The sequence below is a fragment of the Saccharothrix violaceirubra genome, from assembly GCF_014203755.1.
Classification (GTDB): Bacteria; Actinomycetota; Actinomycetes; order Mycobacteriales; family Pseudonocardiaceae; genus Actinosynnema; species Actinosynnema violaceirubrum.
Genome location: NZ_JACHJS010000001.1, coordinates 4,526,947 through 4,549,168, shown reverse-complemented (window position 1 = coordinate 4,549,168; position 22,222 = coordinate 4,526,947). Strand labels below are relative to the sequence as shown.

Below are 22,222 nucleotides of genomic sequence, written 5' to 3'. Positions count from 1 at the left end.
TGCACGCCGTCGGACCGCCCGCCCACAGTCGGGTGGTCCGACACGGCGTTTGTGACTCGGGAGTGATGTCGAGTGGTGGGTGGGCTACCGGTCCCGCCGGGTACGGAGGTCGGCGCGCAGGTCGGCCAGCGAGCGGCCGTCGGAGGTGCGTCGCCACGCGCTCCAGCCGTGGTGGTGCTTGCCGCTCAGGGCGGTCGCGGCGGCTGACGGGGTGGCGAAGACCCGCTCGCCGTCGGCGAGCAGGAAGGTGCCGTCGATCCGCAGTCGAGCGGTGTGGCGTACCTCGCCCGCGCAGCGTTCCCACACGAGTTCCTCGCCGTAGGTCAGCAGGTCGGCCGACATCAGGTCTCTCAGGACCGTGCCCGCCCAGCGCAACGGTGAGGATCCGGGCCGATCGGAGGTCAGCACCGCCTCCCGGCTGAGCGTCTCGGCGGCGTCGATGTAGAGGTGCATCACGGCGGCGACTGTGGGGGCAAGGGTCCACGGCCAGCGCTCGTCCAACCCCGTCCAGCGCCCGATGGGCATCCACCGGCCTCGGTAGGCCAGCAGCACCTCCAGGTCGGCGACGTGGTGGTCGCCCGACCTACCGTGGTCCTGCTCGGGTGGGAGACGCCGTCCGGCCAGCCCTCCATCTCGGTGAACTCCATCGGCGTGAGCGCGCACCACTCGTACCCGTGCGGCGGGACGAACGACGGCGGCACCGGAGCGCGTTCGAGATTCGGCAGGAAGGTGGCGAGAACGTGATCGGCGACTCGGTCGGCGGTCTCGTCGCTGTCGGAGGGCTTGTTCTCCGGCGTCGGCTCGGGCAGATTCCTCGCGGCGGCCGTTCTCGCTCGCTCCAGCACTTCGTCACGGGGTAGCTGCGCGAGAGTGCGTCCGATACGGACGATGCCCTGCTGTGATGGGGAAGTCGTCGCCCATGTGTGCACCCACAAGCCGCCGCGCCCCGGTCCCCACGTGACAATTGAGATCGCGTTGTGGCGTGCGGCGGCCGTTCCTTGCACCGGCGGGTGCTCGTAGACCATGACCCCGATCTGCGCGGGCAGGTCCTCCGGGTGCAGGCGGTAGTCGGTTAGCGTGTCGGCGGCGTGACGGGCAAGGTCGGTCATGTCGGCGGAGACGTAGAACAACTCCGCCGCCGGAAGCTGGACCGCCAGCGTTCCGGCGATGGTGGCTCCCACATCGTCGACTCGGTCGAACACCCGTGATTCGGTGGCACCGTCAGGACTCGGTCCCAGGAAGAAGCGGAACCAGTTGTCCGCGCCGTCGAGCGTGGGGTCGCGTGCCCAGTCGGTCATGCGTGCGCGGATCTCGGGCACGTCCCGCGCCGTCACAGCGATCACGCCGCACCCCTGCCTCTTGCGGCCTCACCCATGCGCGCAAGGTGTCGGTCCGAGCTGTGGGCACCGCGGCCCTGCCGCGGCCGGCGCGCGGGTGTGGCGAGTTCGTTCAGGTCGCGCATTCGGTCAACCCCCTTGGTTCCAACGGTTTGTGTCGGGTCGACGTGTATGGACGCTTCGTGCGCGCGGAGGTGTCAACGCCTGTGCACGGCACGGGTGCGAAGTGGACCGGTTTGTACTAACGACGCAACGCGAACCGGCAAACCGTCCACAGGAGACAAGCGGTTTTTTGATGTACCGCTTGACTCCATGCGCCGAAGGAAGCGTCCATAGTCGTGCGGCCCGACACACCACCGGATGCGCACCGGGGCCGCACCCGCTCCGGCCGGGGCATGACCACCCAATCCGAAAACGTCACCAATGCGAGGTAGTCATGTCCACCAACCGCACCCTCCGAGCTGTCCCCGCTCCGGCGACCGATCAGGCAAAGCCGCGCACAGAGACCGAGGAGAAGCTGTGGCAGGCACTCCGGAACAACCCCGGCAGCACCGCCACCGCCCTGTCCACCGCCGCCGGAATCGGCAAGTCGACCGCGCCCAAGATCCTCAACCGCTGGGAGAACGACGGCCTCGTCACACGCACCGCCGGGATCGCCGACGGTGGTTCGCGCCCCGCCGACCGCTGGTCCATCACCACGACGGACGACCAGCCCACGGATGACCAGCCGACCGACGACCAGCCGACCGACGTCGATCCGGAGAAGCAGTCGGAGAAGCCTCAGCGGTTGGCACCGGGGGCGTTGCGCGGCATGGTCGAGGACTACCTGGAGGACAATCCGGGCGAGTTCAGTCCGAACGCGATCGGCAAGGCGTTGAACCGTTCCTCTGGTGCGGTACACAACGCGCTGGAGAAGCTGGTCGAGAGCGGCTACGTCGTGCGAACCAGTGACAAGCCGAAGAAGTACTCGCGCGCCGCAACGACTGCGGCGACAACGGAGTAGCCGTCCCCGTTATCAGGCGGGTCACCTCGTCACGTGCCTCCAACGGATCACGTTGGGGGCACGACGGCGTCCTGGGGTTCATGTGCCTGCATAGGGGTTTCCGGGTTGTTCGTCACCCACAGCGTCCAGGGAATGCTGGCAAGTGGACGACCCTGTGCGGGTCCGATCGCGGCTTTCGCGATCGTATGAACCGTTGGCCTGCTTGGTAGTTCGATGAGCAAGCGCAGCCGACGCCATTGGCGCGCGGGGCGATCATTCAGCCGATAGCAGGCGAACAGGCGCGATCTACCTACTTCCCCCCGAGAACTTCCGCACCGGTTCGAGCCACAGGGAGTTAGGGAGCCCCCGTGGGGCACCATGCGGATGTTCGCCCCCGAGCACGTGTCTCTATAGCCATCTCGCGGCGCAGGAAACTTGACCTCGGCCGGCGAATCCAAAAGGAGCCGGGGGGCTCTTGGGGGGCCGGGCTGTTCAACGGAAGACGAGGCGAGGAAAGGCGTTGCGGCCCGCGATGTTGTTGTGCGGGGCCGATGCTGGCGGGGCGGTGTGGGCGTGGGCTGGTCGTGAAGGCCGACCAGCGACCCGTTGGGGTCGCTGGTGGGTGGGGCGTGTGTGGCCGCCCCGTTGGGGTTGGGTGTGTGGTTCGGATCGGCTAGGAGGCGGCGTCCCATTGCTGGGTGGCGGGGTTCCAGGTTGCCTCGGTGAGCAGCCGGTTCAGGTCGGGTAGGCCGGGGCCGATCATCCAGCCGAGGCGTTCGCAGTCGACCTCGCCGGGCCAGCGGCCGGACCAGGTGTCCTTGCCGCAGTTGTGTTTGCGCTCGCAGCTCAGGCGCTGGAGCCCCGTGCGCAGGCACCTGGCCACATCGCAGCCCTCGACGTGTGGCTGGCCGATAGCGGCCTCGCAGTCCGGGCAGCGCGGCCGAGGTTCGGAAAGGTCTAGGAGATCGGGCATGTGTTGCCGTGCCTTTCGGTCGAGTCCTGGGTAGGGCCGGGTTGGACGTGGCCGGTTGCAGCGAGTCGTGGTGGCGGGTGGTCAACTCGCGGCATCGTGTAGCTCCAGATACGCCCGGTGATCACCCACGTGCGGCCTCGGTCGAAGGTGTAGATCCAGTCGGTGCTGCGGCTGTCCGGCCATGACCACGGCCAGCCATCGCGGGGGTGGTGACTGTGCCCGAGGTTCTGCTGGGAGAACGCCTCGAGCAGGTCGAGTGCGGCCTCGGCGAACGTCGTCGGGTCCGTGGCGTCGAGCATGTGTCGGCCGGAGTCGAGGCCCCGCAGGGTTTCGGGGTCGGCGTTGCCGTGGATAGCTCCGAGCCAGCGGGCTTGGCGTCCGGTTTCGTCGTAGAAGTCGGCGGTCGTGGGGATCATTTGCCGTGTGCGCGTTCGACGTCGGCGGGGTCTGGGAAGTAGCAGTCCTCGTCGCATTCCTGCGCGCCCCGGCTGGTGATGAAGGGGCAGTCCTCGCGGTGGTGTTTGGTGAAGGTGACGCTGCCGTCGGGGTGTTCGATGATGTGCAGCGCACCGCCGTGGGTGTAGGCCCAGGTGATCTCGTCGGGGTCGATGCGGTGCTCGGCGTCGTAGCCGTAGCTGGTCGCCAGGAGTGCGCTGATCGCGCCGTGCAGGTGCGGCGAGATGGTGCGTGTCGTCGGCGGGGCGGCGAGGATCGTGGCGACGCGCTGAAGGAGGCGTTCGGTGACCGGGCTGAGGAACCGCGCGGGATCGTCGATGTCGGGTCCTGGTGTCGGGGTGTTGTGCCACCAGTCGCTGGGCGCGTCGGCGGCGAGGCTGGTCCAGGTCATCTGGTCGTTGAGGACCTCGGCGACGGCGCGGCTCTGGTTGATGTAGAAGTCGCGTTCGACGTGGGCGCGGACGGTACGTCCGCCGATCTCGACGGTGCGGGTGTGGTGGTAGTGGTGCGGGGCTGGTGCCGGTGGTCTCGTCTCGTTCGGTCATCGAGGTGGTCATCTCGGAGTCCTTCCGGGTGGTCAGGTTCAGCGACGGGCGAGTTCGGTGCGCAGGTCGGCGAGCAGGCGGTTGTCGCGGACGCGTCGCCACAGGTGCCAGCCGTTGGCGGTGAAGTCGCAGAGGTGGGCGGCGAGGGCGTTGACGGTCGACACGGCGAACTCGTCCGGTCCGTGGTGGAGGACCCCGCCTGCCTGGACGGTCGCGGTGTGCTCGTCGAGTACGACCTGCTCGCCCTCGGCGAGCAGTCCGGCCTCGAGCAGCTCGGCGAGGCCGTCGGGTGTGCGGCGAGGCGCCGAGGCCGCGGGCTCGCCGGCGAGGCCGAGTCCGCGCGAGAGCCAGTCGGGCATGGCGGCGGCGATCGGCCCGGTCAGCGTCGCCCACTGCGCGTCTTGAAATGCGGCGTCGGCGAGGTAGCGCATGTGCACGAGCACCGTCATGGCGACCTCGTGCGGCCAGCGCGCGTCCACCGCCTTCCAGGTGCCCACGGTGCGCCACTCGCCCTGGATCGCGGCGAGGACCTCGATGTCGGTCAGGGTGGGGTCGGTGGTCGAGGTGCGCGGGCGGACCACGACGTCTCCGGTGTGCAGGGTGGCGGGCGGCGGTTCGGGTAGCCACACCCCGGCGAGCAGGTCGGCGGTGTCGGTGTGCGCGGGATCGGGTGCGGGGGCGTCCCCGGTGAAGCGGACCGGGGCTCCGGCGGCGTCGGCGGTCCGCACGGCGACCACCACGAGCCCCCACGCCCCGGCGGGTGGGCACATCGGCACGGCGGGCGGAACGGTGGGGGCGAGCAACACCGTCTCGGGTGGCAGAGTGCCGGGGATTGTTGGCGTCGTCGCGCCGTGGTGCGTGGTCACAGCTGTCCTCCAGCGGGGTGAGTGGTGTCCCCGAGGTATGGCCTGGTGGTCCGAGGTCACCGGGGCGGGCGAGTCGCGTCCCGAAGGAGCTGGTCGATCTCGTGCTTGGGCGCGGTGAGGATGGTGGTCAGCACGATGACGGCGGAGCCCTCGTCCAACGGGCGGACGGGAGTGCCGTCGACAGTGAGGTCGTGACCGTCGGCGGTGACGATCCGCCAGTCCCGCTGGCGGATGCGGTCAGCGCAGTAGTAGCTGCCGACGAGTACGCCGTCGCGGGTGACGGTGCCGTACAAGATCTGCTGCGCGTCGGCGGGGTCGTAGATGATCGAGGTCACCGTGCAGCCGTTCTCGGTGAAGCTGCGCGCGACGATGTCGACCTCGGGCGAGTTGGGTGCGGTCATCGGCCTTCTCCTTCGGTGTCGTGTCGGGTGTCGTGCGGGTTGGTGAGGCACTGTCCGGCGGCAGTGGGCAGTCCGGTGGCGGGGTCGCGCATGAGCGGGAGCGGGACCGAGGGCGGGTCGGCGGGTGCGCGCAACCACGCGTGGATGTCCGGGGGTCCTATGTCCTCGGCGGGTTCGCGAGGGTTGCGCGGGTCGAGTGGTTCCCAGCGCACTCCGCCGCCGACCGTGAGGAACACGCCGGGAGCGGCGGGGTCGAAGGCGACGATCCAACTGCTCACGTGGCTGGTCGCCCACGGCCACGGCCACCCGGTTCGGCGGGGGTAAGCCGCGCCGAGCTCCTCGGTCTCCCACACGATGAACAGGTCGGCGACGGCCGCGCGGTAGGTGGGCTCGTCGGTCGCGGTCAGCGCGAGGCGTCCGGGCGGGACACGCAGGAGGTTCTCGGGTTCGCATTCCCATTGCAGGGAGCCGAGCCACTCGGCGTCATGGCCGCGCCCGAGGTAGAAGTCGGTCTTGGTTGACATGACCTCAGCTCACCGGCCTTTGGCCGGCGCCTCGCGCCGCGGCCTCGCCGGCCGAGGGCAGCTCCGCGAGCACGGTGGAGGCGGTGGTCATGCCGACCACCCGAGGGCATCGGCGGCGATCGCGGGCAGGTAGCCGACTTGCTCACCGGTGCCGAGCCACACCACGGGCGGGTCGGTGGGCCGGACGCCCCAGGACTCGGCGTCGTCGGGGGTGCACACCACCCGCGCGAGAAGGTGCTCCATCGGGTAGCCGGGTTGGGCGGCGACCCGCAGCGGCGTGGCGGGGTCGTAGCCGGACAGGGCGGCGATCAGGTCGCCCACGGTCCGGGGGTGTTCGTGCGTCATTGGCGGGTCACCTCGTGGTCGTGGGTTGGTGCGGGGTGGGTGGTCCGGGGCGGGGGTGACCCGCCCCCGGACCGGTCGGGCTAGCGGGCGGTCGCGCGGAGGGCGGCGGTGGCGGCGTGCCCGATGGCGCGGGCGGTGGTGGTGGGGTCGGTCAGCACGTGGACGGTGGACCCGTCGAGCGGGGTGTCGTGGGTGCCGGTGGTCAGCCACAGCACGGCGCACCCGGACGCGCGCAACCGGTCGAGCTTGCGCTGCCCCGCGATGCGGGGCTGGTTGCGGTACTGGCCGTCGGACACGATGACCACCAGCCGCGCCGCGCCGGGGCGGGACAGCCCGAGGGCCCCGTCGAGGGCGTCCAACGCGACCGGGATGTCCTCCCAGTTGTCGTTGGACTCGAACTCGGTGACCTCGGCGGGCGGACGGCCGGGGTGGGTCAGCGGGCGCACGTGGTGCCCGAAGATCACGCTCGCGGTCTCGGTGGGCACCCTGGTGTGGCGGGCGGCGTTGGCCAAAATCCACGCCGCCGAGGCCACGTGCGCACACGCCCACCGCATCGACCCGGACACGTCGCACGCCACCCCGACCCGCAACGGCGGCACGGTGACCGGGGTGCGGGTGGTGCGGGTGAACGGTTGCGCGGTCACCACCGCCCCGGCGGCACGTTGGGCTTCGGCGGCACGCACCCCGCGCATCCGCAACCGCCCCGGCGGGACCTCCGAGGAGGACTTCACCGCGACCCGTTCCCGCACCCCGGCGGTGTCCAACGCCCGCGCCAACACCCGCGCGGCGGTGCACTCCTCCGGGGTGGGCGGACGGGTACCCGCGAGCCGGGTGGTCCCGGTCCGGGGACCACCAGCGGCGAACACCCGCCGCGCCGCCTTCTGCGCCTCCTCGGCGGCGGCGTCAGCCTTCGCCTTCTCGGCGGCGGCGACGGCGGCGGGGTCCTCGGGTGCCTTCTCCCGCGCCACCCTCGCCGCCACGCCGTTGAGCACGGCGGCGATCGCGTCCGCCAACGGCGACGGATCGGCGGGGGCGTTGCCGCTACCGGTGCCGGGGGTGCCGCCGGACGGGTCGGGGGTGCCGGACGGGTCGGGTGCCGCGCCGGGGTCCGGGTCGGCGGGGGTGTTGGGGTCGGTGTCCGGGTCGGTGCCGAGGATCTCGCACCACTGCCGCCCGAGGGCGAGCATGGTCTCGCCGTCGTCGTCGGCGGTGCGCAACGCTTTGCGCCACACCGCCCGCAACTTGCCCAACGTGTCGGCCCCGAGCACGTCTTCGATAACACGGGCGACGGGGGCGACCTCGGTGCGGGTGAGGACCCCGCCGTCCGCGCGTCCCAGCAACAGGGCGGCGGTGTGCGCGGCGTGCGCGGGGGTCATCTGCGGGGCGGTGGCGGGGTCGGCGAACAGGTGCAGATCGGCGGCGACGATGCCCTTCACGCACGCCCGCAACCAGTGGCGGTCGTCCGGGCGGCGGCGGACCTGTGCGGCTTCCATGCGCGGCTCTTCCAGCAGCATGGCGGCGGCGACCACGCCGGGCGGGGCATCGTCCGGGGGTTCCCACGCGGTGTGTTTGGCGTGCCCGCATTCGTGGGTCAGGGCACCCCACGCCGGGGCGTAGCGGGGGCGGTCGGACAGGTTCGCGGGGTCCACGGTGGCGGGGTCCACCCCGAGGTGGTCGCCGTCGACCTCGATCAGCGCGCGGGCGGGGTAGAAACACGCCGGAGCACCCCCGCCCGCGCCGGGCGCGACGGTGACCAGGAGGTCGTCGCGGTCGGCGATGATCGGGACCTCGTCGGCGAAGGCGGCGGACAGGGTCAGCCATTCCGGGCGGGCGGGGAACACGGCGGCACCGGTGGCGGTCGGGTCGGCGGTGAAGTGGGTGCTCACGGTGGCGGTCCTTTCGCGACGGTCGCGGTTCGCGGGGTGGGTCGGGTGGTCAGGGTTTCGGTGTGATGCGGGCACCGAGGGCGAGCGGGGTGACGGTGCGCCCGAACGCGTCGCGCACCACGGCGGTGACGGTGGCGCGGTCCTCTTCCGGCGCGATGCCCACGAGGTTTCCGGCGGCGGCGTCGGTGCCCAACACGGCGGCGATCTTCTTGAACGCCAACAGTTCCCGCAGTTGTGGTGCCCACCCGACCTCGCCCCGTTCCTGCCGGGTGGCGAGGTTGCGCGCCACGCGCACCGCCTTCTTGTCCACGCCCAACTGGTCGGCGAGGTCGTAGTCGCTGGACACCTGAACCTGCACGGAGAACCGGGACGCGAGGGCGTCGGTGAGCACCGCCCCGTGCACGCCGGGGTTGTGTCCGGCGACCACGTAGAACCCCGGCGCGGCGTCCACGACCTCGCCACCGTTGGCCTTGATCACGATTTGGCGGCGTCCGTCCATCGCGGGGTAGACCACGGCGAGCACGGTCGGCGGGATCAGGGTGGCGTCGTCGATGAACAGCGGCACCCCGTCCCGCATCGCGCGGACCAGCGGACCGTGCACGAACACGAACTCGCCGTCCGGGGTTTTGGTGTAGTCGCCCACAAAGTCGGCGACCACGGTGTCCCCGTCACCCTGAACCGTGATGCAGTCCGGGAACGCCGCCTCCACCACCGACGTCTTGCCCGTGCCGGGCGGTCCGTACAACAGCGCGGCGACCCCGGCGTCACGCAACCGCCGCAACGCGGTCACGTCCGGCATCCCGGACAGCAACCGGGGGTGGTAGTCCATCCCGTTCGGGCGTTTCACCGGACCGGTGACCACGCCCGCCGACCGGGCGGCGGACCCGCCCGCACCGGACCGGGCGGGCGTGGGCGCGCTGGTGGTCGGTTTCGGGGGCTTCGGGCGGGGCGTGCGCGGTGGAGCGGGGGTGATCCTGGGCGCGGCGGCGGACGCCGTGGTCGCGGTCGCCCGGTAGGCCAGCGGGGACGTGGAAGCGACCTCGGCCTCCCCCCGGTCCGCGAGCACCTTGCACGCGTTGCCGACCGCCCCGGATGACCGGTTCAGGGTGTGCGCGATGGTGCGGGGCGTGAGGTCGGTGCCCGCGTTGTCGGCGAGGACTTTGGCGACCATCGCGCGCAGTTCACCGTTCCCGAGCCGTTTCGGCGCGCCCGCCGGGGTGGTCGGCGTGGTGGTCGGTGCCGGGGCGGGTGGTGCGGCGGGTGGGGTGGGCGTGGTCATCGCGGGCGTTCCTTTCGGGTGTGCGGGGCGGCGGGTCAGGCGGCGAGCGCGGACTCGGCGGCGTCGGCGGCGGTCTGGTGGCGTTCGGCGTCGGTGTCCGCCGCTTCCGGGGTGGCGTGGTCCGCCGACCATCCGCAGTAGCAAAACGCGGTGGCGGTTCCGTCGTCATTCGTCAGGGTGTCGGCGTAACACATAATTGGCTCCCCGTTTTCGACATGGCTCGCGCCGGGCGTGGTATTCGGTGTGGTTTCCGGTTCCCCCGGCGACAATTCAATTATGACTCTGCGCCGCGCGTCATGCAATAGGTTTGGCAGCTCATTTTCAAGACTCTTTTCGTTCGACCCCGTCGCCACCATTCCGGAATCCCAACCCCGCGCGCGACCGCGCATTTCAAATCGAAATGCGATCACGTTTTCGCAGGCCAGAAGGCGACGAGCGACGAAAGGCGACCAGAAGACCGAAAGCCGGCGACACGCGCCGAATGCAAAAAGAAAGGGGCTAAGGGATATTAAGTCGGGGGTAATTGAACGAGAAAGACGACAATAAGAAGCCGGGAGCACCCGCGGAGCCGACACGGCAGACAGCCGGCCACCAGCCCGCCCCGATGTGTTCACCGGCTCGTGACCAAGCGAGTCTGGGATACCAGCGGATCCCCCTACGGGGCTCCTGACCGGCGTCTTTACTGCCGGGAGGGGGTGGCGTTCTAACAGGATCTCCAACCTGATCCCCAATGTGATCCCCCGTGTGAACCCCCAACGGAAGTGACCGTACGCGCTGTCGATCTCCACAATGACTACACAGAGTGACATTTCGCCGGGGTCGAGCTGAGTAGGAATACGGTGGGCGACGTCGGCCGTTTGGCGTAGCGCGGGAAGCTCGACACTCGTCGCCAGGGGAGGCGGGGGGTGAGGGAGCGGTCGCGCTGAGCAGGCACGATCGCCTCGACGGCAGACTCGGGGAAGGGCCTGCCGCAGGACGTGGCGAGCGGGCGCGCAGTGGGGGCCGGTCAGCGAACACGGGGAGGCGCGGTGACGGAGCGAGATGACAGGGTCCTTCGCGGACTGTATGACCTGAAGAACCTTTTCGGGGACAAGTGGGTACCCGCCATCCTGGTAGCACTCCGGGACGGCCCGCTGCGTCGGGTAGAGATTCTTTCCACGGTCAACTCGTATTCCATCGACGAGAATTGGACGGACAAACACGCTGTCCTGCACGATAGCATTCTGGCGCGCACATTGAAAAAGATGCGCGAACAGGGTCTCATCGTCCGCGAGAGTTTCGATAAGTCTTTTCCGCCGGAGGTCGCGTACTCGTTGACTCCAGCGGTCGCGGAGGTGTTGACGCTGGCAGAGCCTCTGATCGAGTGGACTCGTGCGCATCCGGAATTGCTCTCGCAGGCGCAAGCGCACAGCCGTCAAAGTGGTGCGGAGACGGCTATTCTCGATGACGTGGTCGATCTCGACTCCCCGGCCGGGGCCGGTCGATTCCACTCCGCCGACCGTCGCCCTCGTGCCGGTGGCGGCGTCGGGTGACCCGACGCCGCGCAGGAGGCCGCCGGCGGGGTTCAACCCGCTCGGCTGTGCCCGCGGTCGGCTCGTCCCGGTTCGCCGGGGGCCTCGTGGCGACGACGTAGCCGGTCGGCCAGGTCGACGGCCTGGTGCGTGGGCCGATCGTCGACCTCGGCAAGCCGTGTGGTGAGCAGGGTCAGGGTGCGTGGGATGGCGTCGAGCTGTCCGAGGCGTTCCTGCAGGCGCATGATGTCGCGGTAGATCAGCTCGTTGTGCGGGTCGAACGCGCGCGCGATCTCGAGCAGGTCCAGCGTCTGCTGGGGGTCGTCCTCGACCAGGGCGCGGGCCAGGGCGGCGACGGCGTCGATCGCGTCGCGGCGGATGGCCTCGCGGGCGGTCTCGATCCAGTCGGTGGAAAGCCCGTCGGCCAGAGGCCCGGTGTAGCAGTCGACGATCCGCCGGTACGCCTCGACCCGATCGGCGTCGGTGACGGCGGCGCGGCGGGCCGCCACGGCGGCGGCGAAGTGGTGGTAGTCGACCTCCACCAGTTCGGGGTCAATCTGGTAGCGGCCCTCACCGACCACCACGAGGTCCGACAACGCGTTGCCCGTCGCGGCGGCCAAGGCGCGGCGCAGACGTGAGAGCGCGGTGTTCATCGCGTTGGTGGTCCGCTCCGGCGGGCTCGTGGCCCACAGCGCGGCGATGAGCGCCTCGCGGCTGGCGCCGTCGGGGTGCAGCGCCAGAAAGACCAACAGCTCGCGCAGACGTGGCTGGAACGCCGAGGTGATCTCGCGTTCGGCGGTCTCGCCGTCGGGTGTTGCCGGTGTGGGACGCCACCACACCCGCGGCGGCCCGAGCACGCTGACGTGCAGCGGCGCAGACGCTCCCTCGCGCGGCTCAGCGGGGCCCTGTGGCCTGCTCCCCGCCGACAAGCCGGGCTGGTGGCCTTCACCGGCGTTCTGGGTTGTTGGGTCGACGTCGGAGCGAACGGGTTGGACAGGGCGCAGCCGGAGACCGAGTGACGTCGCTGGTGCGGGCTCCGGCCGAAGGATCTCCAGCTCACCGTCGCTTCGCCGGTCGTTTTCGGCGGAGGCTGCCAGCAGCTCCAGGTCTGTGTCGGCGACCGGCGCCTGGATGGTGCTCTCGGCGCGCGTGTGCTCGCTACCTGCGGGGCCGCGGTCGTCGGTGCTCGCGCCGGGACCGGGATCGTCCACGACGACGTGAGGACGCGGTACGACCGCTGGACGTGGTTCGTCGACGGCGGTCTCGGGCTCGACGTCCGGGTCGGTTTGATGCAGCAGGTCCAGCAGGTCGGCGAGGTGGTCGTCACCCAGTCGGAACACGCGCGCGCCGCACAGCGGCTCACCGAGGCCGGGGCTGGTGGTGGAGATGGTGCCGTCGTCGCGAACGTAGGCGGTCACCCCGCTGCTCCACTGGCCCAGCAGCAGTCCGGTCACGCCGACGGTCGAGCCGTTGTCCAACACCGCCTGCAACCTGCGGGCCTGGCGGCCGGGTGCGCGCGCCGCCAGCACGACGGGTTCCCAAGGTTGGCCGGTGGGCGGGAGTTGACCGACGCGAACCAGGGTCTCGGATTCGAGCATGTCCAGCGCGGCGTCGAGGTCGGCTGCCACGCGCACACCCGCTGGAAGCGGTGCCTGCGCCACGCGCCTGCCGAACAGGACCGCGAGGGCGTCGGCAGGCACGATGACCGTGGCCGGCCTGTCGGTGGTGGCGGCCGTGCTCAGGATGGCCACGAGCAACGCACGGACCGCGGCAGGCGCGCCCGCGCCGAGCAGACCCAGGCCGTGCGCGGACGCCAAGTCCACCGCGATCTCGCGGCCGTCCCGGACACCGACCGGCAGGACCGCTGCTTGGTCGTCGAGGACGTCGGAAACGTCGGCGTGGGTGCCGAGTACGAGCGGCGGTGCCGGTGCGCGTGGTGGACGTTCGGTCGGCCAGTCGAGGTCTACCTCGTCGTTAGCGCTGGTGGTGTCGTGGTCGGCGCGCAGGTGCGCCAGCCGCAGCTGGTAGACGACCGGGGCGACGGGTAGGTCGCTGCGGTCGCCGCTGCCCGGCTGGTACCGGCGTCGATTCCGCCGCCGGGCTGCGACCAGGGCGGCGCTGACCGCCGCGGCCAGGCCGAGGCCGACGAACAGTTCTTCGCCCCAGCTGATCCCCGGCTCGCCTGCCGCGTCGGTGCTCGGCGGCGCTTGGGTCGCCGATGGGGCCTGCGTGGTTGGTGGGGCTTCGGTGGTGACGGGTGGTTGGGTCGTGGAGGGGGCCGGTGTGGCCGTGCTGCTGGGTGGCGGCTCGGGTGCAGGGGGCGGGATGATCGGCGGTTGCACCGGGGCGGGGGCTGGTGGGGAGCTGACGGTGGCATCGTCAGGCAGGGCCATCTCCTCGCCGGGGAAAATCAGGCTGGGTCGGGTGAAGGTGCCGCCGTTCGGTTGGGGTTTGCCTTTGTTGAGCGCGTAGATCTCCGGCCAGCGGTTGCCGTCGCCGAGGGTGCGTTCCGACATCCGCCACAGCGAGTCGTACACGCCGGTGTCGGGGTTGTACGGAAGCACCACGGCGGATTTCACGCGGCTGGCCTGTTCGACCGCTCTGGTCGCCACGTGGTGTTCTGGCGCGCTGTAGGCGGCCGGTCGCACCACCGCGAATTTCCCCTGTTCGGCGGGTGTGCTCCAGGCGGGAGCCGTCGCCACCACCTCAGCTGCCGCACCACCCGCAGCGGGGCTCGTGGCGGGCAGGCTGGCCCGTTGACCGAGGATGGAGATCAGGACCGCGCCGACGAGCACGGCCGCGATCCGGTGCACTGGTCCGGCCGCCGACAGGTCGGGCATCCGGGCGTCGTGGGCGATCTCGACCGCGCAGCGGGCGACGTCGAGGGTGAAGAAGGCCCACACGAGCCAGGTCGCGCAGGCGAGGAAGTTCAGCAGGAATGTGGTGGTCATCGGGCCGAGCAGGACACCCTGGACTTCCGCCCAGGAGGGCAGGTGGTCCGGCAGGGGCCAGCCGACGAAGTGCGTCAATGCCCACGGCAGCCCGGCCAGCAACGCGGCCAGCACGGTGGCCGCCAGTACGCCGCGCACCAGCCGGCCGAGCGCGCGGAGCACCCGCCCGGCGCCCTTCCACGCCCGGCCTCGCGTTCGCCGACGCGACTTGCGGCGGGAGGAATGCGGGGTTGTGGCCATGACGTGCTCGTTTCCTCAACAGACTTGGGCGTAGTCGCTCGCCGTCCTGGTAAAGCGACGGCATGGGGGCCGTGCCGTAGATGAACCTCACGGGCGACGCCAACGTGGGTACCGATCAGCTCGCGCGGGCACCGATCAGCTCGGATGTGTCCGTCCGGGCAGCGACCGGGCTGTCGCCGGAGCTGCGCCTCTGCTCGGGTGCCTGTGCTCTCGATCCAGACGAAGAGGGCACGTCACCGTGCGCGCCGGTCGTGGTCGTGGCCTTCCTTCGCTTGCCGCGGCTGGGCTTGCGCCCCGCGAGCCACCCGGTGAGGTCGGATGGCTTGAGATCGGTGAAAGCCGCCAACTCGTCAACGTCGATGACGTCCTGGGCGCCGGCCACCACCTCGCCGAGCTCGCGTTCGACCTCGGCGAGCTGGGCGACGATCTCGGCTCGGCGTTGCGCAAGTTCACCGACCTGCTGCGCGGCGGCAGCCCGCCGCGCACTGCGGGCGGTGTCGGCCTCCTCGACGCGTTGGCGAATCTCCTCGGGCGTTGCCATGCTGCTTCCCCTTCTCTGCGATGCCGTGTTCACGGCGGACGACGATGTGGTCATGGATCGATCGCGGTCACCCCGCGCTGCGGGTGTGCGCTGCCCTGCCCGTGCACTTGGAGCGATCCAATGCCGACCAGGCCGAGTAGCTGGGTGGGTTGCGAGGCAGTGACGGTGACCGTGACGGTGTCGCCGGAGACGGTCACCGCGCCGGTGGCGCCCTCGGCGGTTAGGTGGGCCTGGGCGTTGGCGACCGCCTGGGCGGGCACGAGCTGCAGGCGGCCGTTGCCGCGGTAGGCGGTGAGGTCGATGGCCTGGGCGCCCGCGCGGGCGGCGGCCTCGGCCTGGCCATTGGCCCGCACTTTGGCGGCCAGCGCGAGGCCGCCGTCGAGGGTCAGGCCGGCCAAGGCCAGGATGCCGACGGTCATCGCCAGGACGAACGCGGTCACCCGGCCCTCGTCGGCGCGCCACCACCGCAGGCGTGTGCGCCACCATGTCGACCACGAGGTCGACCACCAGCTGCGCCGCGAGTGTCGGCCTCGCCGGGTCATGTCCCGCTCCCGGTGTTTAGGGTCGAACGCCAGAGGTCCACGGGTTCGATCGAGGTGGCCGAGAGGGTCTTGCCGCCGGGTAAGCCGAGGATGAGCGCGTCGCCGAAGTCGACGGCACAGGACACAGTCACGCTGACCGTGCCACCGGGACGCAGGCCGCCGGTCGACGTGCTCACCGACAACGACGCGCATGTCACCCCCGCTGACGACAGTGCGCTCGCCGCGGTCGACTGAGCCGCGGTCGTCGCGGCCGTTGGGGTGCGTTCGATGCTGGCGGCGCGAGCAGCCTGGTGGGCGGCGTCGTCGATACGGATCCGCGCGTCCACCCCCCGGTGGATCACGACCCCGACGAACACCAGCAGCATGACCAGGAACGGCGCCGCGATGGTGACTTCGGCCGCCACCGACCCGTCATCAGCACGCCACCAGGCCGCCCACCCCTGCCGACCGGGCCGGGCGCGGCCGTGACGCCGTCCTGGGCCCGTGACGGGCGCGGTGTGCCGGGCCATCGCCATCACCGGCCTGCCAGGTCGGGGACGAAGCGTTCGACGGGCCCGACGGCTTCGGCGTGCACCGGCAGGCTCAGAAACGGCACGACCGAGGTCGCGGTCCCGCTGACCCGGACCGAGGCCGAGGCGGCGTTGCGGTCAGAGGCGACTGTGGAGTCGGTGAGCGGGCCGCTCGCGAGCTGGTCGAGCAGTTGCCGCGCGCTGGACATGCCGGCTGCGGCGGTCCCGTTCTGGGACCGTGCCACGGCGAGTCCTTGGGAGGCGGCGGCTTGGGCGATGTGGGTGGCGTGCGACCAGAGCGCGAACTGCACGATGGCCAGCAGCATCAGCAACAGCAGGGGTGTCGCGATGACCAGTTCCGCGCTGACCGAGCCGCGATCACCGCGCAGCGCGCGACGGACCCGACACCATCCCGCGCGAGTCGCCCGTGACCGAGTGTTGTGCTTGTGGCTCATGGGGATCACATGGTGATGCCGTTGGCCTTCTCGGTGACCTTCGCGATGACGATCGCGATCACCGCGAGCGCGGCCACCACGAGCAGCGCGGTCACCAGGACGGTTTCGGTCGAGTACCCGGCCTCCGGCTGGCGGCGCAGCTTCTCCCACCGTGCCTCTACCACCGTCCACAATGCCTCGGCTTGAGTGCGCATCGTGTTTTCCTTCCTTGTCTTTGCGATTGGTCGTTGTGCGCGCGAGATGTCACAGTCCATTGAGGACCTGTGTGAGCGCGGGGTAGGCGATGAAGGCCAGGAACCCGAGGAACAGCGCCATCACCGGCAGGCTCATGCGCTCGGTGGCGGCTTGGGCGTCGCCTTCGGCCTCGGTGATCTGCTGGGTGCGCAGTGCTCCGGCTTTGGCGGCCAGGGAGGTGCGGACTTTGGCGCCCTCGGTGCCGGCCAGGCTGACCGAGGCCGCGAGCTCGGCGAGCTCGGTCACGTCCAGTTCCTCGCCGAGCTGGCGTAGCGTCGCCCACGGGGTCGTGCGCGTGAGGCGGGCGGTGTCCAGGGCGCGGCGGATCTGCTCGAACGCCCACCCCCGTCCGATATTGACCGAGTCGCCCAGCGCGCTGTCGACCCCGGCTCCCCCGGCCAGAGTGATCCACACCAGGTCCAGGTAGGCCGAGAGGGCGTGGCGGAACCCGGTGCGCAGCTTCGCGGCGTCGGAGCGGGCTTGCAGGTCCGGCAGGACGAACCCGACGGCCGCCAGGACGAGTCCGGCGATGATCGGAAACTCGAAGCCCGGTCCGAGCCCGGCCACGGTGAGGACCACGGTCAGCAGGACCGGGAGCAGCAGTCCGGCGACGGTGAGCGTGGCCTTCTCCGCCAGGTGGGTCGAGGTCGAGCGACCGATGACCGCCAGGTCCTTGGCCAAGCGCGGACCAGGGAGCCCCAACGCGCGCAAGGGGGCGACGGCGGGTCGGCCGAGCCGGACGGCCCAGCCGGTGTCGTCGGTGGCGAGGATGGGCGCCGGAGCGGGTGGTGCGGTGGCGTGGGCCAGGACCGCGCCGAGGGCCGGTCGTGGCGGGAACAGGTAGACCGCCAAGGCCCACAGACCGATCCCGGATCCGATGCCCAGGGCGATGTAGGTGATCACGGTGTTCACTCCTGCCTCGCGGTGACGAGGACCGGTGCCGGGCTGGTCACCGGGTCCTGATCGGCGGTGGAGAGGAAGCGGTCGGGCCGGACGACGCGGGCGATGCGGTTGAGCCACGCGAACCCGGCGGCGAACAGCGCGCCGATGCCCAGCAGCACAATCTGCCCGGCGGCACTGTCGTAAGCGCCCATGTAGTTGCGGTTGAGCAGCACCAGGGCGACGGCGAAGGCCAGGGTGGTGCCGACGATGACGCGTACCGAGGTGCGGGTTCGGGCGCGGCCGGCCTCGACGCGCATCCGCATCGAGGCTTGCCCGCGGGCGGCGTCGGCCAGCGAGCCGAGCAGGTCGGCGAGCTGGCGGGTCTGTTGTTCGGCGGCCAGCAGCAGGGCGGCGATGACCAGGTCGCCAACCGGGTCGTCCAAGCGTTCGCCCAGGCGACGTAGTGCGGGCGCGAGCCGGTCGCCGTTCTCGATCCCGGCGGCGAGCTCGCCGACCTCGCCGCGGATGGCTGTCGGCGCCAGCGGCGCCGTGGCGAGGATGGCCTGCTCGAGCCCAGCGGCGGCCGACAGGGTGTCGCGGAGCATCTCGGTCCAGGTGGCGATGGCCTCGATCCGCGCGACACGGCGGGCGTGCTCGGGATCGCGGCCCAGCACCCGCGGGAGTGCCCAGGCGGCGAGGCCGACCAGGACGGCGCCGACGACCCAGCCGGTGAGCAGCCCGGTCACCACCCCGACCGTGATGGCGAGGGCGATCCGCAGGCCGCGGTGCTGGTCGACGGTCCGGGCCGCGCGGGTCCGGGTGCGGCGCTGACGCTGGGGGTCGGTGCCGCGCCAGCCGAGAACCACCAGCAGCAGACCGAGCCCGGTGCCGACACCGAGCAGCGCCGCGGCGGCCGTGGTGGGGCTGAGGGTGATGTTCACGGCCCCCACCAGCCCTCGGGGTTCTCCAGCACGCCGGGGTCGAAGCCGACGTCGACCAAGTCGTCGAGGGTGTCGCTGCGCAGGGCCCCGGCCACGGGGCGGGCGCGGCGGTCGGGGCCGGGGCGGTAGACCTCGTTGGAGATCACTTGCGGGCCGTCGGCGCCGACGACCTCGCGGATCGAGGACACGACGCGGGTGCGTCGGTCCTCGGCGCGGGCCAGGTGCACCACGAAGTGCACCGCCGAGGCGACCAGCAGGTTGGTGGCTTCCAGTGGGAGCCGTTCGACGCCTTGGGCGGCGTATGAGGCGAGGCGGGTGAAGGCAATGCGGGAGCTGGAGGCGTGCAGGGTGGCCATCGAGCCGTCGTTGCCCTGGCTCATGGCGTTGCACATGGGGATGACCTCGGGACCGCGGATCTCTCCAACGATCACCCGGTCCGGGCTCATCCGCAGGCCCCACCGGACAAGTTCGGCCTGGCTGATCGCGCCCTCGCCTTCCACGTTGGCTTCGCGGGCCTGGAAGGCGGTCACGTCGGCGTGGATGTCCGGGTCGTGGTCCAGGCCGAGTTCGAAGGCGTCCTCGATGGTGACGATGCGCTCCAGCGGGTCCATCTCGCCGGCGAGCGCGCGCAGGAGGGTGGTCTTGCCCGCACCGGTGCCGCCCGTGATCAAGACGTTCTTGCGGGCCTTGACGAGCGCCCGGAGGAACGCCTCCAGGCCGGGGTCGAGGGTTCCTCGGCGGCGCAGCTCCGGGAGGGTGACGGTGAGGTAGCCGTGGCGGCGGATCGACAGCGCGGTGACGCCCCCAGCGGTCAGCCCCATCACGGCGAACAGCCGCTCCCCGCCGGGGAGCTGGAGGTTGACCGCCGGGGAGCCCTGGTCGAACCGGCGTTCCTGGCTGCTGGCGCGAGCGGCGAGCAGCCGGACCAGGTCGGTCAGCTCCTCGTTGGAGCCCGCGATCGGGGCGACCGGGGCGCGGCGGCCGTCGTTGTACTGGACGAAGACCCGGTCGTAGCGGTTGGCGTTGATCGTCTCCACCGTCGGGTCGTCCAGCAGCGGTTGGAGCCCGGCCATGCCGAACAGCTCGTTGACGACCTCGCCCATGACCCGCTGCTCGACCTCGCGGGGCAGCAGCTGCCGGCCCGCGGCCAGTTCGTTCTCGGTGTGCACGCGCAGCGCCTCGTCGAGGATGCCGCGCGCCAGTTCGCGCCGGGCCTCGCGGGTGGCGGTGGTCCCGGTGCGGTCCTGTTGATCGGCAACCCGCTGCGGAAGCTCGGCGTTCAACCGCTCCCGCAGGTGCTGCCGCAGCCGCGTCGTGGCGGCCGACAGATCGGCTGTCTCTTCGTCGGGTTCCCATCCCAGCGGCGGCATACCGGCGTCGGAGCCAGGCGCGGCGTTACCGAACGGGGGCGGTCCGGGCTGCTCTTGGTGGGGGCGAAGCGGCACTGGCGCGGGGTACTGGTTGGTCGGGTACGTCACGATGCCTGCCCTCCCTGCTGGTCGCGATGGTCGGCGGCGGGGCTTGGTGCAACGCGGATGCCGTTGGACGAGACCGCACCGGGTGGCACACCCGGCACCGAGCGCAGGAGCGGAACTTGGGTCACCGGCTCAGGGGGCCGGGGTTGTGCTCGGCTGGCCGGTGTGCGCTCGCGGGTGGCGAGTTCGGTGGCGACCCGGTGGGCGAAGCGGCCCAGCGCCGAATGTGCGGGGCCGCTGCGACCCCAGCGCAGCTTGTTCGGCCGTCCGCACAGCACGGCCGCGCCGTTCGGGTCGTCGGGCACGCGCCCCAGCGGCGGGACGCCGAGTTCGCGGGCGACCTCGGCGGTGGAGTAGCCCTCGCCGACCAGCAGCAGCACGGGGTTGGGGCTCCAGCGGCCGACGGTGGGCAGCCGACGCGGCAGGTGCGCGAGGTCGTCGGCGTGAGCCCGCGAGAGCAGCACGATCGCGTCGGAGGCGCGCACGATCGGTAGTGCGGGCGAGCCGGGGTCCACGCGCCCGCAGTCGGCGATGACCACTGTGCCCGGCTGGTTGGCCGCCGCGCGCAGCACACCGAGCCCGCTGGTTGGGTCGGGAGCCAAGGCCGCCAGCGCCGCGCGGGCCTGGTCGGCATCGGGTGGGGCGGAGATCACCGGGAGGCCGCCGGGAAGCTGCTGGGTGTGCCGCCACACCAGGTCGGCGTCACCACCGCGGCGCGCGGCGGCGGCGAGGCTGACCAGGCCCGGTGTCGAGGACAGCGAGAACCGCAGGCCGAGATCTCCGCCGGAGGGGTCGGCCTCGACCACCAGTGCGCGTGCCGGGGCGGGCCAGCGGGCGGCCAAGGCCACGGCCAGCGTGGTGGCGCCCGGTGAGCCTTTCAGGGACAGGATCGAGATCAACATCAGCGACCTCCAGCGGAGAGCATCACGATCGACAACTGACCGGCCGGCACTGCGGCGACCTGGCGGGCGGCGGCCTCGGACAGCTGCACCGAGACCACGGTGTTCTGGTCGTTCGCCGGTGTGGTCACGCTGGTCACCACCGCAGGCCAGACGGTGCCGCCGTCGGCGGGTGGGCTGGTCACGGTTCCGGCCTGGCCGGGGACGAACACCACCGACACGCGAGCTCCCGGTCCGACTTCGGCGGGGAACTGGCCGGGTTTGAGCGCGAGGGCGGCGATGGCTTGGCCGTTCTCCGGGAGCGCGGCGCCGCCGACGGCGTCCGGGGTGAGCAGTGCTCCGGCCGACAGGCTGGTGGCCATCGGCTTGCCGACCACGATGGCCGCCTGGTCCGCGCCGACGACCGCGACACCGGGGTCGACCGCGACGTTGACCTGCCGCAGGTCCTGGGTGGTAAGTACGTGCCCGACCGGCACGCCGCGGGCCAGTGCGAGCACGGCCCGGCGGTCGCCGGAGTCGAGCGAGATCAGGACGAACCCGCCCGCACAGACCAAGACGAGCAGCACACCGAGCAGCAAGTACGGCAGGCTGCGGTGGTTGGAGGCGCGCAACCGCGAGGCAGGTTGCTTCCTGTCGTTGCCGATCCAGAGGTTGTCGGCCGCGGTCGAGGGCCGGCCGGTCTCCGGTCGGGCGGTGTTGGTGTTCACGCCTGGACCTCCGAAGGCATGGGGCAGTGCGCCGCGTCGCCCAAGGGTGATCAGCGAGCGGAACCGGTGTGGGCGTTGCCGTGGCTGGTGGACCGGTGGGGACGGGGTGGTCAGCCGCCGCTGGTGTTCAACGCCTGCGATTCCGCGACGCGGAAACCGGCGCTGCCGGTGGTGGTCATGTCCGGGAAGGTGCCGTCCTGCCCCGCGCCGGACCAGGTCACCGTCCAGTGCACCGTGGCCGTCACCGGGAACGTCTGCCCCGGCATGCTCGCCGAGGAGCGGCGGTAGACGTGGCCGCAGTCGGGCGAGGTCGACATCGGGTCGATTCCGACCGTGTAGGGCGTGCCGGGGCCGACGCAGGTCACGGTGCTTCCGTCACCCGTCGTCCACGTCACCGAGGTCGGTGTCGCGGTCGCCGCCACCGACGCCCCGGGGGTCGACGCCGACGCCGACACCGGCTTCCATTGGTCGATCCACAACCACGTCGGCAGGTTCACCAACTGATCACCCGGTGGACTCGCGACGATCACCGGCGTGGGCGGTTGCAGACGGTCGTACGCGGCGTGCGCCAGCGACTCCGGCGAATCCAGGCTCGTCGTCCCGGTGTCGTCCGCGGGAGTCCACATGAGACCTTGGAAGTCTTTGCCGTCCGGGCCGCATCTCGTCACGACCCACCTGCCCGGCGTCGTCGCAGTGTCGGGAGGAGGCAGGTCGACCGGGATCTCTCGACACGATGGTTCG

26 protein-coding genes are annotated in these 22,222 nt (G+C 71.3%); 2 read left to right on the top strand and 24 right to left on the bottom strand.

What is annotated here, in order from left to right; translation table 11 throughout:
* Positions 1 to 84: 84 nt before the first annotated feature.
* Positions 85 to 453 (bottom strand): DUF4357 domain-containing protein, encoded by a 369-nt coding sequence (locus F4559_RS20955; RefSeq protein WP_246446139.1) that lies wholly within the window; start codon positions 451 to 453, stop codon positions 85 to 87.
* Positions 453 to 1,319, bottom strand: a complete 867-nt coding sequence (locus tag F4559_RS20950) for a hypothetical protein (RefSeq protein WP_184671179.1) — start codon at positions 1,317 to 1,319, stop codon at positions 453 to 455. Before F4559_RS20950 ends, F4559_RS20955 begins: the two co-directional genes overlap by 1 nt.
* A 454-nt stretch (positions 1,320 to 1,773) precedes the next feature.
* Between F4559_RS20950 and F4559_RS20945 the strand changes: the two genes are divergently transcribed.
* Entirely contained in the window at positions 1,774 to 2,340 is a 567-nt protein-coding gene (locus tag F4559_RS20945; RefSeq protein WP_184671177.1) for a MarR family transcriptional regulator, read from the top strand.
* 652 nt (positions 2,341 to 2,992) lie between these two features.
* Here the strand turns inward: F4559_RS20945 and F4559_RS20940 are convergent.
* The 10 genes from F4559_RS20940 to F4559_RS20895 all read right to left on the bottom strand — a co-directional run bounded on the left by F4559_RS20940 (position 2,993) and on the right by F4559_RS20895 (position 10,004).
* Positions 2,993 to 3,202, bottom strand: a complete 210-nt coding sequence (locus tag F4559_RS20940) for a hypothetical protein (RefSeq protein ID WP_246445287.1) — start codon at positions 3,200 to 3,202, stop codon at positions 2,993 to 2,995.
* Between the two features lie 74 nt (positions 3,203 to 3,276).
* The gene (locus F4559_RS20935; RefSeq protein WP_184671173.1) at positions 3,277 to 3,708 is read right to left on the bottom strand and encodes a hypothetical protein; all 432 of its coding nucleotides are present in this window, start codon (positions 3,706 to 3,708) and stop codon (positions 3,277 to 3,279) included.
* Entirely contained in the window at positions 3,705 to 4,139 is a 435-nt protein-coding gene (locus F4559_RS20930) for a hypothetical protein (protein ID WP_246445286.1), read from the bottom strand. The genes F4559_RS20935 and F4559_RS20930 overlap by 4 nt, the downstream gene beginning before the upstream one ends.
* A 192-nt stretch (positions 4,140 to 4,331) precedes the next feature.
* Positions 4,332 to 5,159, bottom strand: coding sequence for a restriction system modified-DNA reader domain-containing protein (locus F4559_RS20925; protein WP_312865739.1), 828 nt, complete (start codon positions 5,157 to 5,159; stop codon positions 4,332 to 4,334).
* 56 nt (positions 5,160 to 5,215) lie between these two features.
* On the bottom strand, positions 5,216 to 5,560 hold the full coding sequence (locus F4559_RS20920) for a hypothetical protein (RefSeq protein WP_184671171.1): 345 nt from the start codon (positions 5,558 to 5,560) through the stop codon (positions 5,216 to 5,218).
* Positions 5,557 to 6,084, bottom strand: a complete 528-nt coding sequence (locus tag F4559_RS20915) for a hypothetical protein (RefSeq protein WP_184671169.1) — start codon at positions 6,082 to 6,084, stop codon at positions 5,557 to 5,559. The genes F4559_RS20920 and F4559_RS20915 overlap by 4 nt, the downstream gene beginning before the upstream one ends.
* Positions 6,085 to 6,171: 87 nt before the next feature.
* Complete coding sequence (locus tag F4559_RS20910; RefSeq protein WP_184671166.1) at positions 6,172 to 6,429, bottom strand: hypothetical protein; 258 nt, start codon at positions 6,427 to 6,429, stop codon at positions 6,172 to 6,174.
* Between the two features lie 80 nt (positions 6,430 to 6,509).
* A complete protein-coding gene (locus tag F4559_RS20905; RefSeq protein ID WP_184671164.1) occupies positions 6,510 to 8,315 on the bottom strand; it encodes a VWA domain-containing protein in 1,806 nt (601 codons plus the stop codon).
* A gap of 49 nt (positions 8,316 to 8,364) precedes the next feature.
* Positions 8,365 to 9,594 carry an AAA family ATPase gene (locus tag F4559_RS20900; protein WP_184671161.1) on the bottom strand — a complete coding sequence of 410 codons (1,230 nt, stop codon included), beginning with the start codon at positions 9,592 to 9,594 and terminating at the stop codon, positions 8,365 to 8,367.
* A gap of 35 nt (positions 9,595 to 9,629) precedes the next feature.
* Positions 9,630 to 10,004 carry a hypothetical protein gene (locus F4559_RS20895; RefSeq protein WP_184676561.1) on the bottom strand — a complete coding sequence of 125 codons (375 nt, stop codon included), beginning with the start codon at positions 10,002 to 10,004 and terminating at the stop codon, positions 9,630 to 9,632.
* Positions 10,005 to 10,622: 618 nt separating this feature from the next.
* Here F4559_RS20895 and F4559_RS20890 point away from each other — a divergent pair.
* Positions 10,623 to 11,126, top strand: coding sequence for a winged helix-turn-helix transcriptional regulator (locus F4559_RS20890; protein WP_184671159.1), 504 nt, complete (start codon positions 10,623 to 10,625; stop codon positions 11,124 to 11,126).
* A gap of 32 nt (positions 11,127 to 11,158) precedes the next feature.
* Here the strand turns inward: F4559_RS20890 and F4559_RS20885 are convergent, their stop codons facing one another.
* The 12 genes from F4559_RS20885 to F4559_RS20830 all read right to left on the bottom strand — a co-directional run bounded on the left by F4559_RS20885 (position 11,159) and on the right by F4559_RS20830 (position 22,107).
* A complete protein-coding gene (locus tag F4559_RS20885) occupies positions 11,159 to 14,296 on the bottom strand; it encodes a BTAD domain-containing putative transcriptional regulator (RefSeq protein WP_184671157.1) in 3,138 nt (1,045 codons plus the stop codon).
* A 115-nt stretch (positions 14,297 to 14,411) separates the two neighbouring features.
* Positions 14,412 to 14,837 carry a hypothetical protein gene (locus F4559_RS20880; protein ID WP_184671155.1) on the bottom strand — a complete coding sequence of 142 codons (426 nt, stop codon included), beginning with the start codon at positions 14,835 to 14,837 and terminating at the stop codon, positions 14,412 to 14,414.
* Positions 14,838 to 14,887: 50 nt separating this feature from the next.
* A complete protein-coding gene (locus F4559_RS20875) occupies positions 14,888 to 15,379 on the bottom strand; it encodes a pilus assembly protein TadG-related protein (RefSeq protein WP_312865738.1) in 492 nt (163 codons plus the stop codon).
* Complete coding sequence (locus F4559_RS20870) at positions 15,376 to 15,783, bottom strand: pilus assembly protein TadE (protein WP_312865737.1); 408 nt, start codon at positions 15,781 to 15,783, stop codon at positions 15,376 to 15,378. The genes F4559_RS20875 and F4559_RS20870 overlap by 4 nt, the downstream gene beginning before the upstream one ends.
* A gap of 110 nt (positions 15,784 to 15,893) precedes the next feature.
* A complete protein-coding gene (locus F4559_RS20865) occupies positions 15,894 to 16,343 on the bottom strand; it encodes a TadE/TadG family type IV pilus assembly protein (RefSeq protein ID WP_184671150.1) in 450 nt (149 codons plus the stop codon).
* A gap of 5 nt (positions 16,344 to 16,348) precedes the next feature.
* Positions 16,349 to 16,537 carry a hypothetical protein gene (locus tag F4559_RS20860; RefSeq protein WP_184671148.1) on the bottom strand — a complete coding sequence of 63 codons (189 nt, stop codon included), beginning with the start codon at positions 16,535 to 16,537 and terminating at the stop codon, positions 16,349 to 16,351.
* A gap of 49 nt (positions 16,538 to 16,586) precedes the next feature.
* Positions 16,587 to 17,480, bottom strand: a complete 894-nt coding sequence (locus tag F4559_RS20855; protein ID WP_184671146.1) for a type II secretion system F family protein — start codon at positions 17,478 to 17,480, stop codon at positions 16,587 to 16,589.
* A 5-nt stretch (positions 17,481 to 17,485) separates the two neighbouring features.
* Positions 17,486 to 18,409, bottom strand: a complete 924-nt coding sequence (locus tag F4559_RS20850; protein WP_184671143.1) for a type II secretion system F family protein — start codon at positions 18,407 to 18,409, stop codon at positions 17,486 to 17,488.
* On the bottom strand, positions 18,397 to 19,878 hold the full coding sequence (locus F4559_RS20845) for a TadA family conjugal transfer-associated ATPase (protein ID WP_376774649.1): 1,482 nt from the start codon (positions 19,876 to 19,878) through the stop codon (positions 18,397 to 18,399). The genes F4559_RS20850 and F4559_RS20845 overlap by 13 nt, the downstream gene beginning before the upstream one ends.
* Positions 19,875 to 20,777 (bottom strand): MinD/ParA family ATP-binding protein, encoded by a 903-nt coding sequence (locus tag F4559_RS20840; protein WP_184671139.1) that lies wholly within the window; start codon positions 20,775 to 20,777, stop codon positions 19,875 to 19,877. The genes F4559_RS20845 and F4559_RS20840 overlap by 4 nt, the downstream gene beginning before the upstream one ends.
* Complete coding sequence (locus F4559_RS20835) at positions 20,777 to 21,481, bottom strand: SAF domain-containing protein (RefSeq protein WP_184671137.1); 705 nt, start codon at positions 21,479 to 21,481, stop codon at positions 20,777 to 20,779. The genes F4559_RS20840 and F4559_RS20835 overlap by 1 nt, the downstream gene beginning before the upstream one ends.
* Before the next feature lie 110 nt (positions 21,482 to 21,591).
* Positions 21,592 to 22,107, bottom strand: coding sequence for a hypothetical protein (locus tag F4559_RS20830; RefSeq protein ID WP_184671135.1), 516 nt, complete (start codon positions 22,105 to 22,107; stop codon positions 21,592 to 21,594).
* Between the last annotated feature and the right edge of the window lie 115 nt (positions 22,108 to 22,222).

Coding starts and splice junctions, on each gene's coding strand:
- F4559_RS20915 (WP_184671169.1), bottom strand. CDS start 6,084: ATGTCAACCAAGACCGACTTCTACCTCGGGCGCGGCCATGACGCCGAG.
- F4559_RS20875 (WP_312865738.1), bottom strand. CDS start 15,379: ATGACCCGGCGAGGCCGACACTCGCGGCGCAGCTGGTGGTCGACCTCG.
- F4559_RS20900 (WP_184671161.1), bottom strand. CDS start 9,594: ATGACCACGCCCACCCCACCCGCCGCACCACCCGCCCCGGCACCGACC.
- F4559_RS20930 (WP_246445286.1), bottom strand. CDS start 4,139: ATGACCTGGACCAGCCTCGCCGCCGACGCGCCCAGCGACTGGTGGCAC.
- F4559_RS20920 (WP_184671171.1), bottom strand. CDS start 5,560: ATGACCGCACCCAACTCGCCCGAGGTCGACATCGTCGCGCGCAGCTTC.
- F4559_RS20955 (WP_246446139.1), bottom strand. CDS start 453: ATGCACCTCTACATCGACGCCGCCGAGACGCTCAGCCGGGAGGCGGTG.
- F4559_RS20885 (WP_184671157.1), bottom strand. CDS start 14,296: ATGGCCACAACCCCGCATTCCTCCCGCCGCAAGTCGCGTCGGCGAACG.
- F4559_RS20945 (WP_184671177.1), top strand. CDS start 1,774: ATGTCCACCAACCGCACCCTCCGAGCTGTCCCCGCTCCGGCGACCGAT.
- F4559_RS20840 (WP_184671139.1), bottom strand. CDS start 20,777: ATGTTGATCTCGATCCTGTCCCTGAAAGGCTCACCGGGCGCCACCACG.
- F4559_RS20935 (WP_184671173.1), bottom strand. CDS start 3,708: ATGATCCCCACGACCGCCGACTTCTACGACGAAACCGGACGCCAAGCC.
- F4559_RS20880 (WP_184671155.1), bottom strand. CDS start 14,837: ATGGCAACGCCCGAGGAGATTCGCCAACGCGTCGAGGAGGCCGACACC.
- F4559_RS20830 (WP_184671135.1), bottom strand. CDS start 22,107: ATGTGGACTCCCGCGGACGACACCGGGACGACGAGCCTGGATTCGCCG.
- F4559_RS20860 (WP_184671148.1), bottom strand. CDS start 16,537: ATGCGCACTCAAGCCGAGGCATTGTGGACGGTGGTAGAGGCACGGTGG.
- F4559_RS20910 (WP_184671166.1), bottom strand. CDS start 6,429: ATGACGCACGAACACCCCCGGACCGTGGGCGACCTGATCGCCGCCCTG.
- F4559_RS20865 (WP_184671150.1), bottom strand. CDS start 16,343: ATGAGCCACAAGCACAACACTCGGTCACGGGCGACTCGCGCGGGATGG.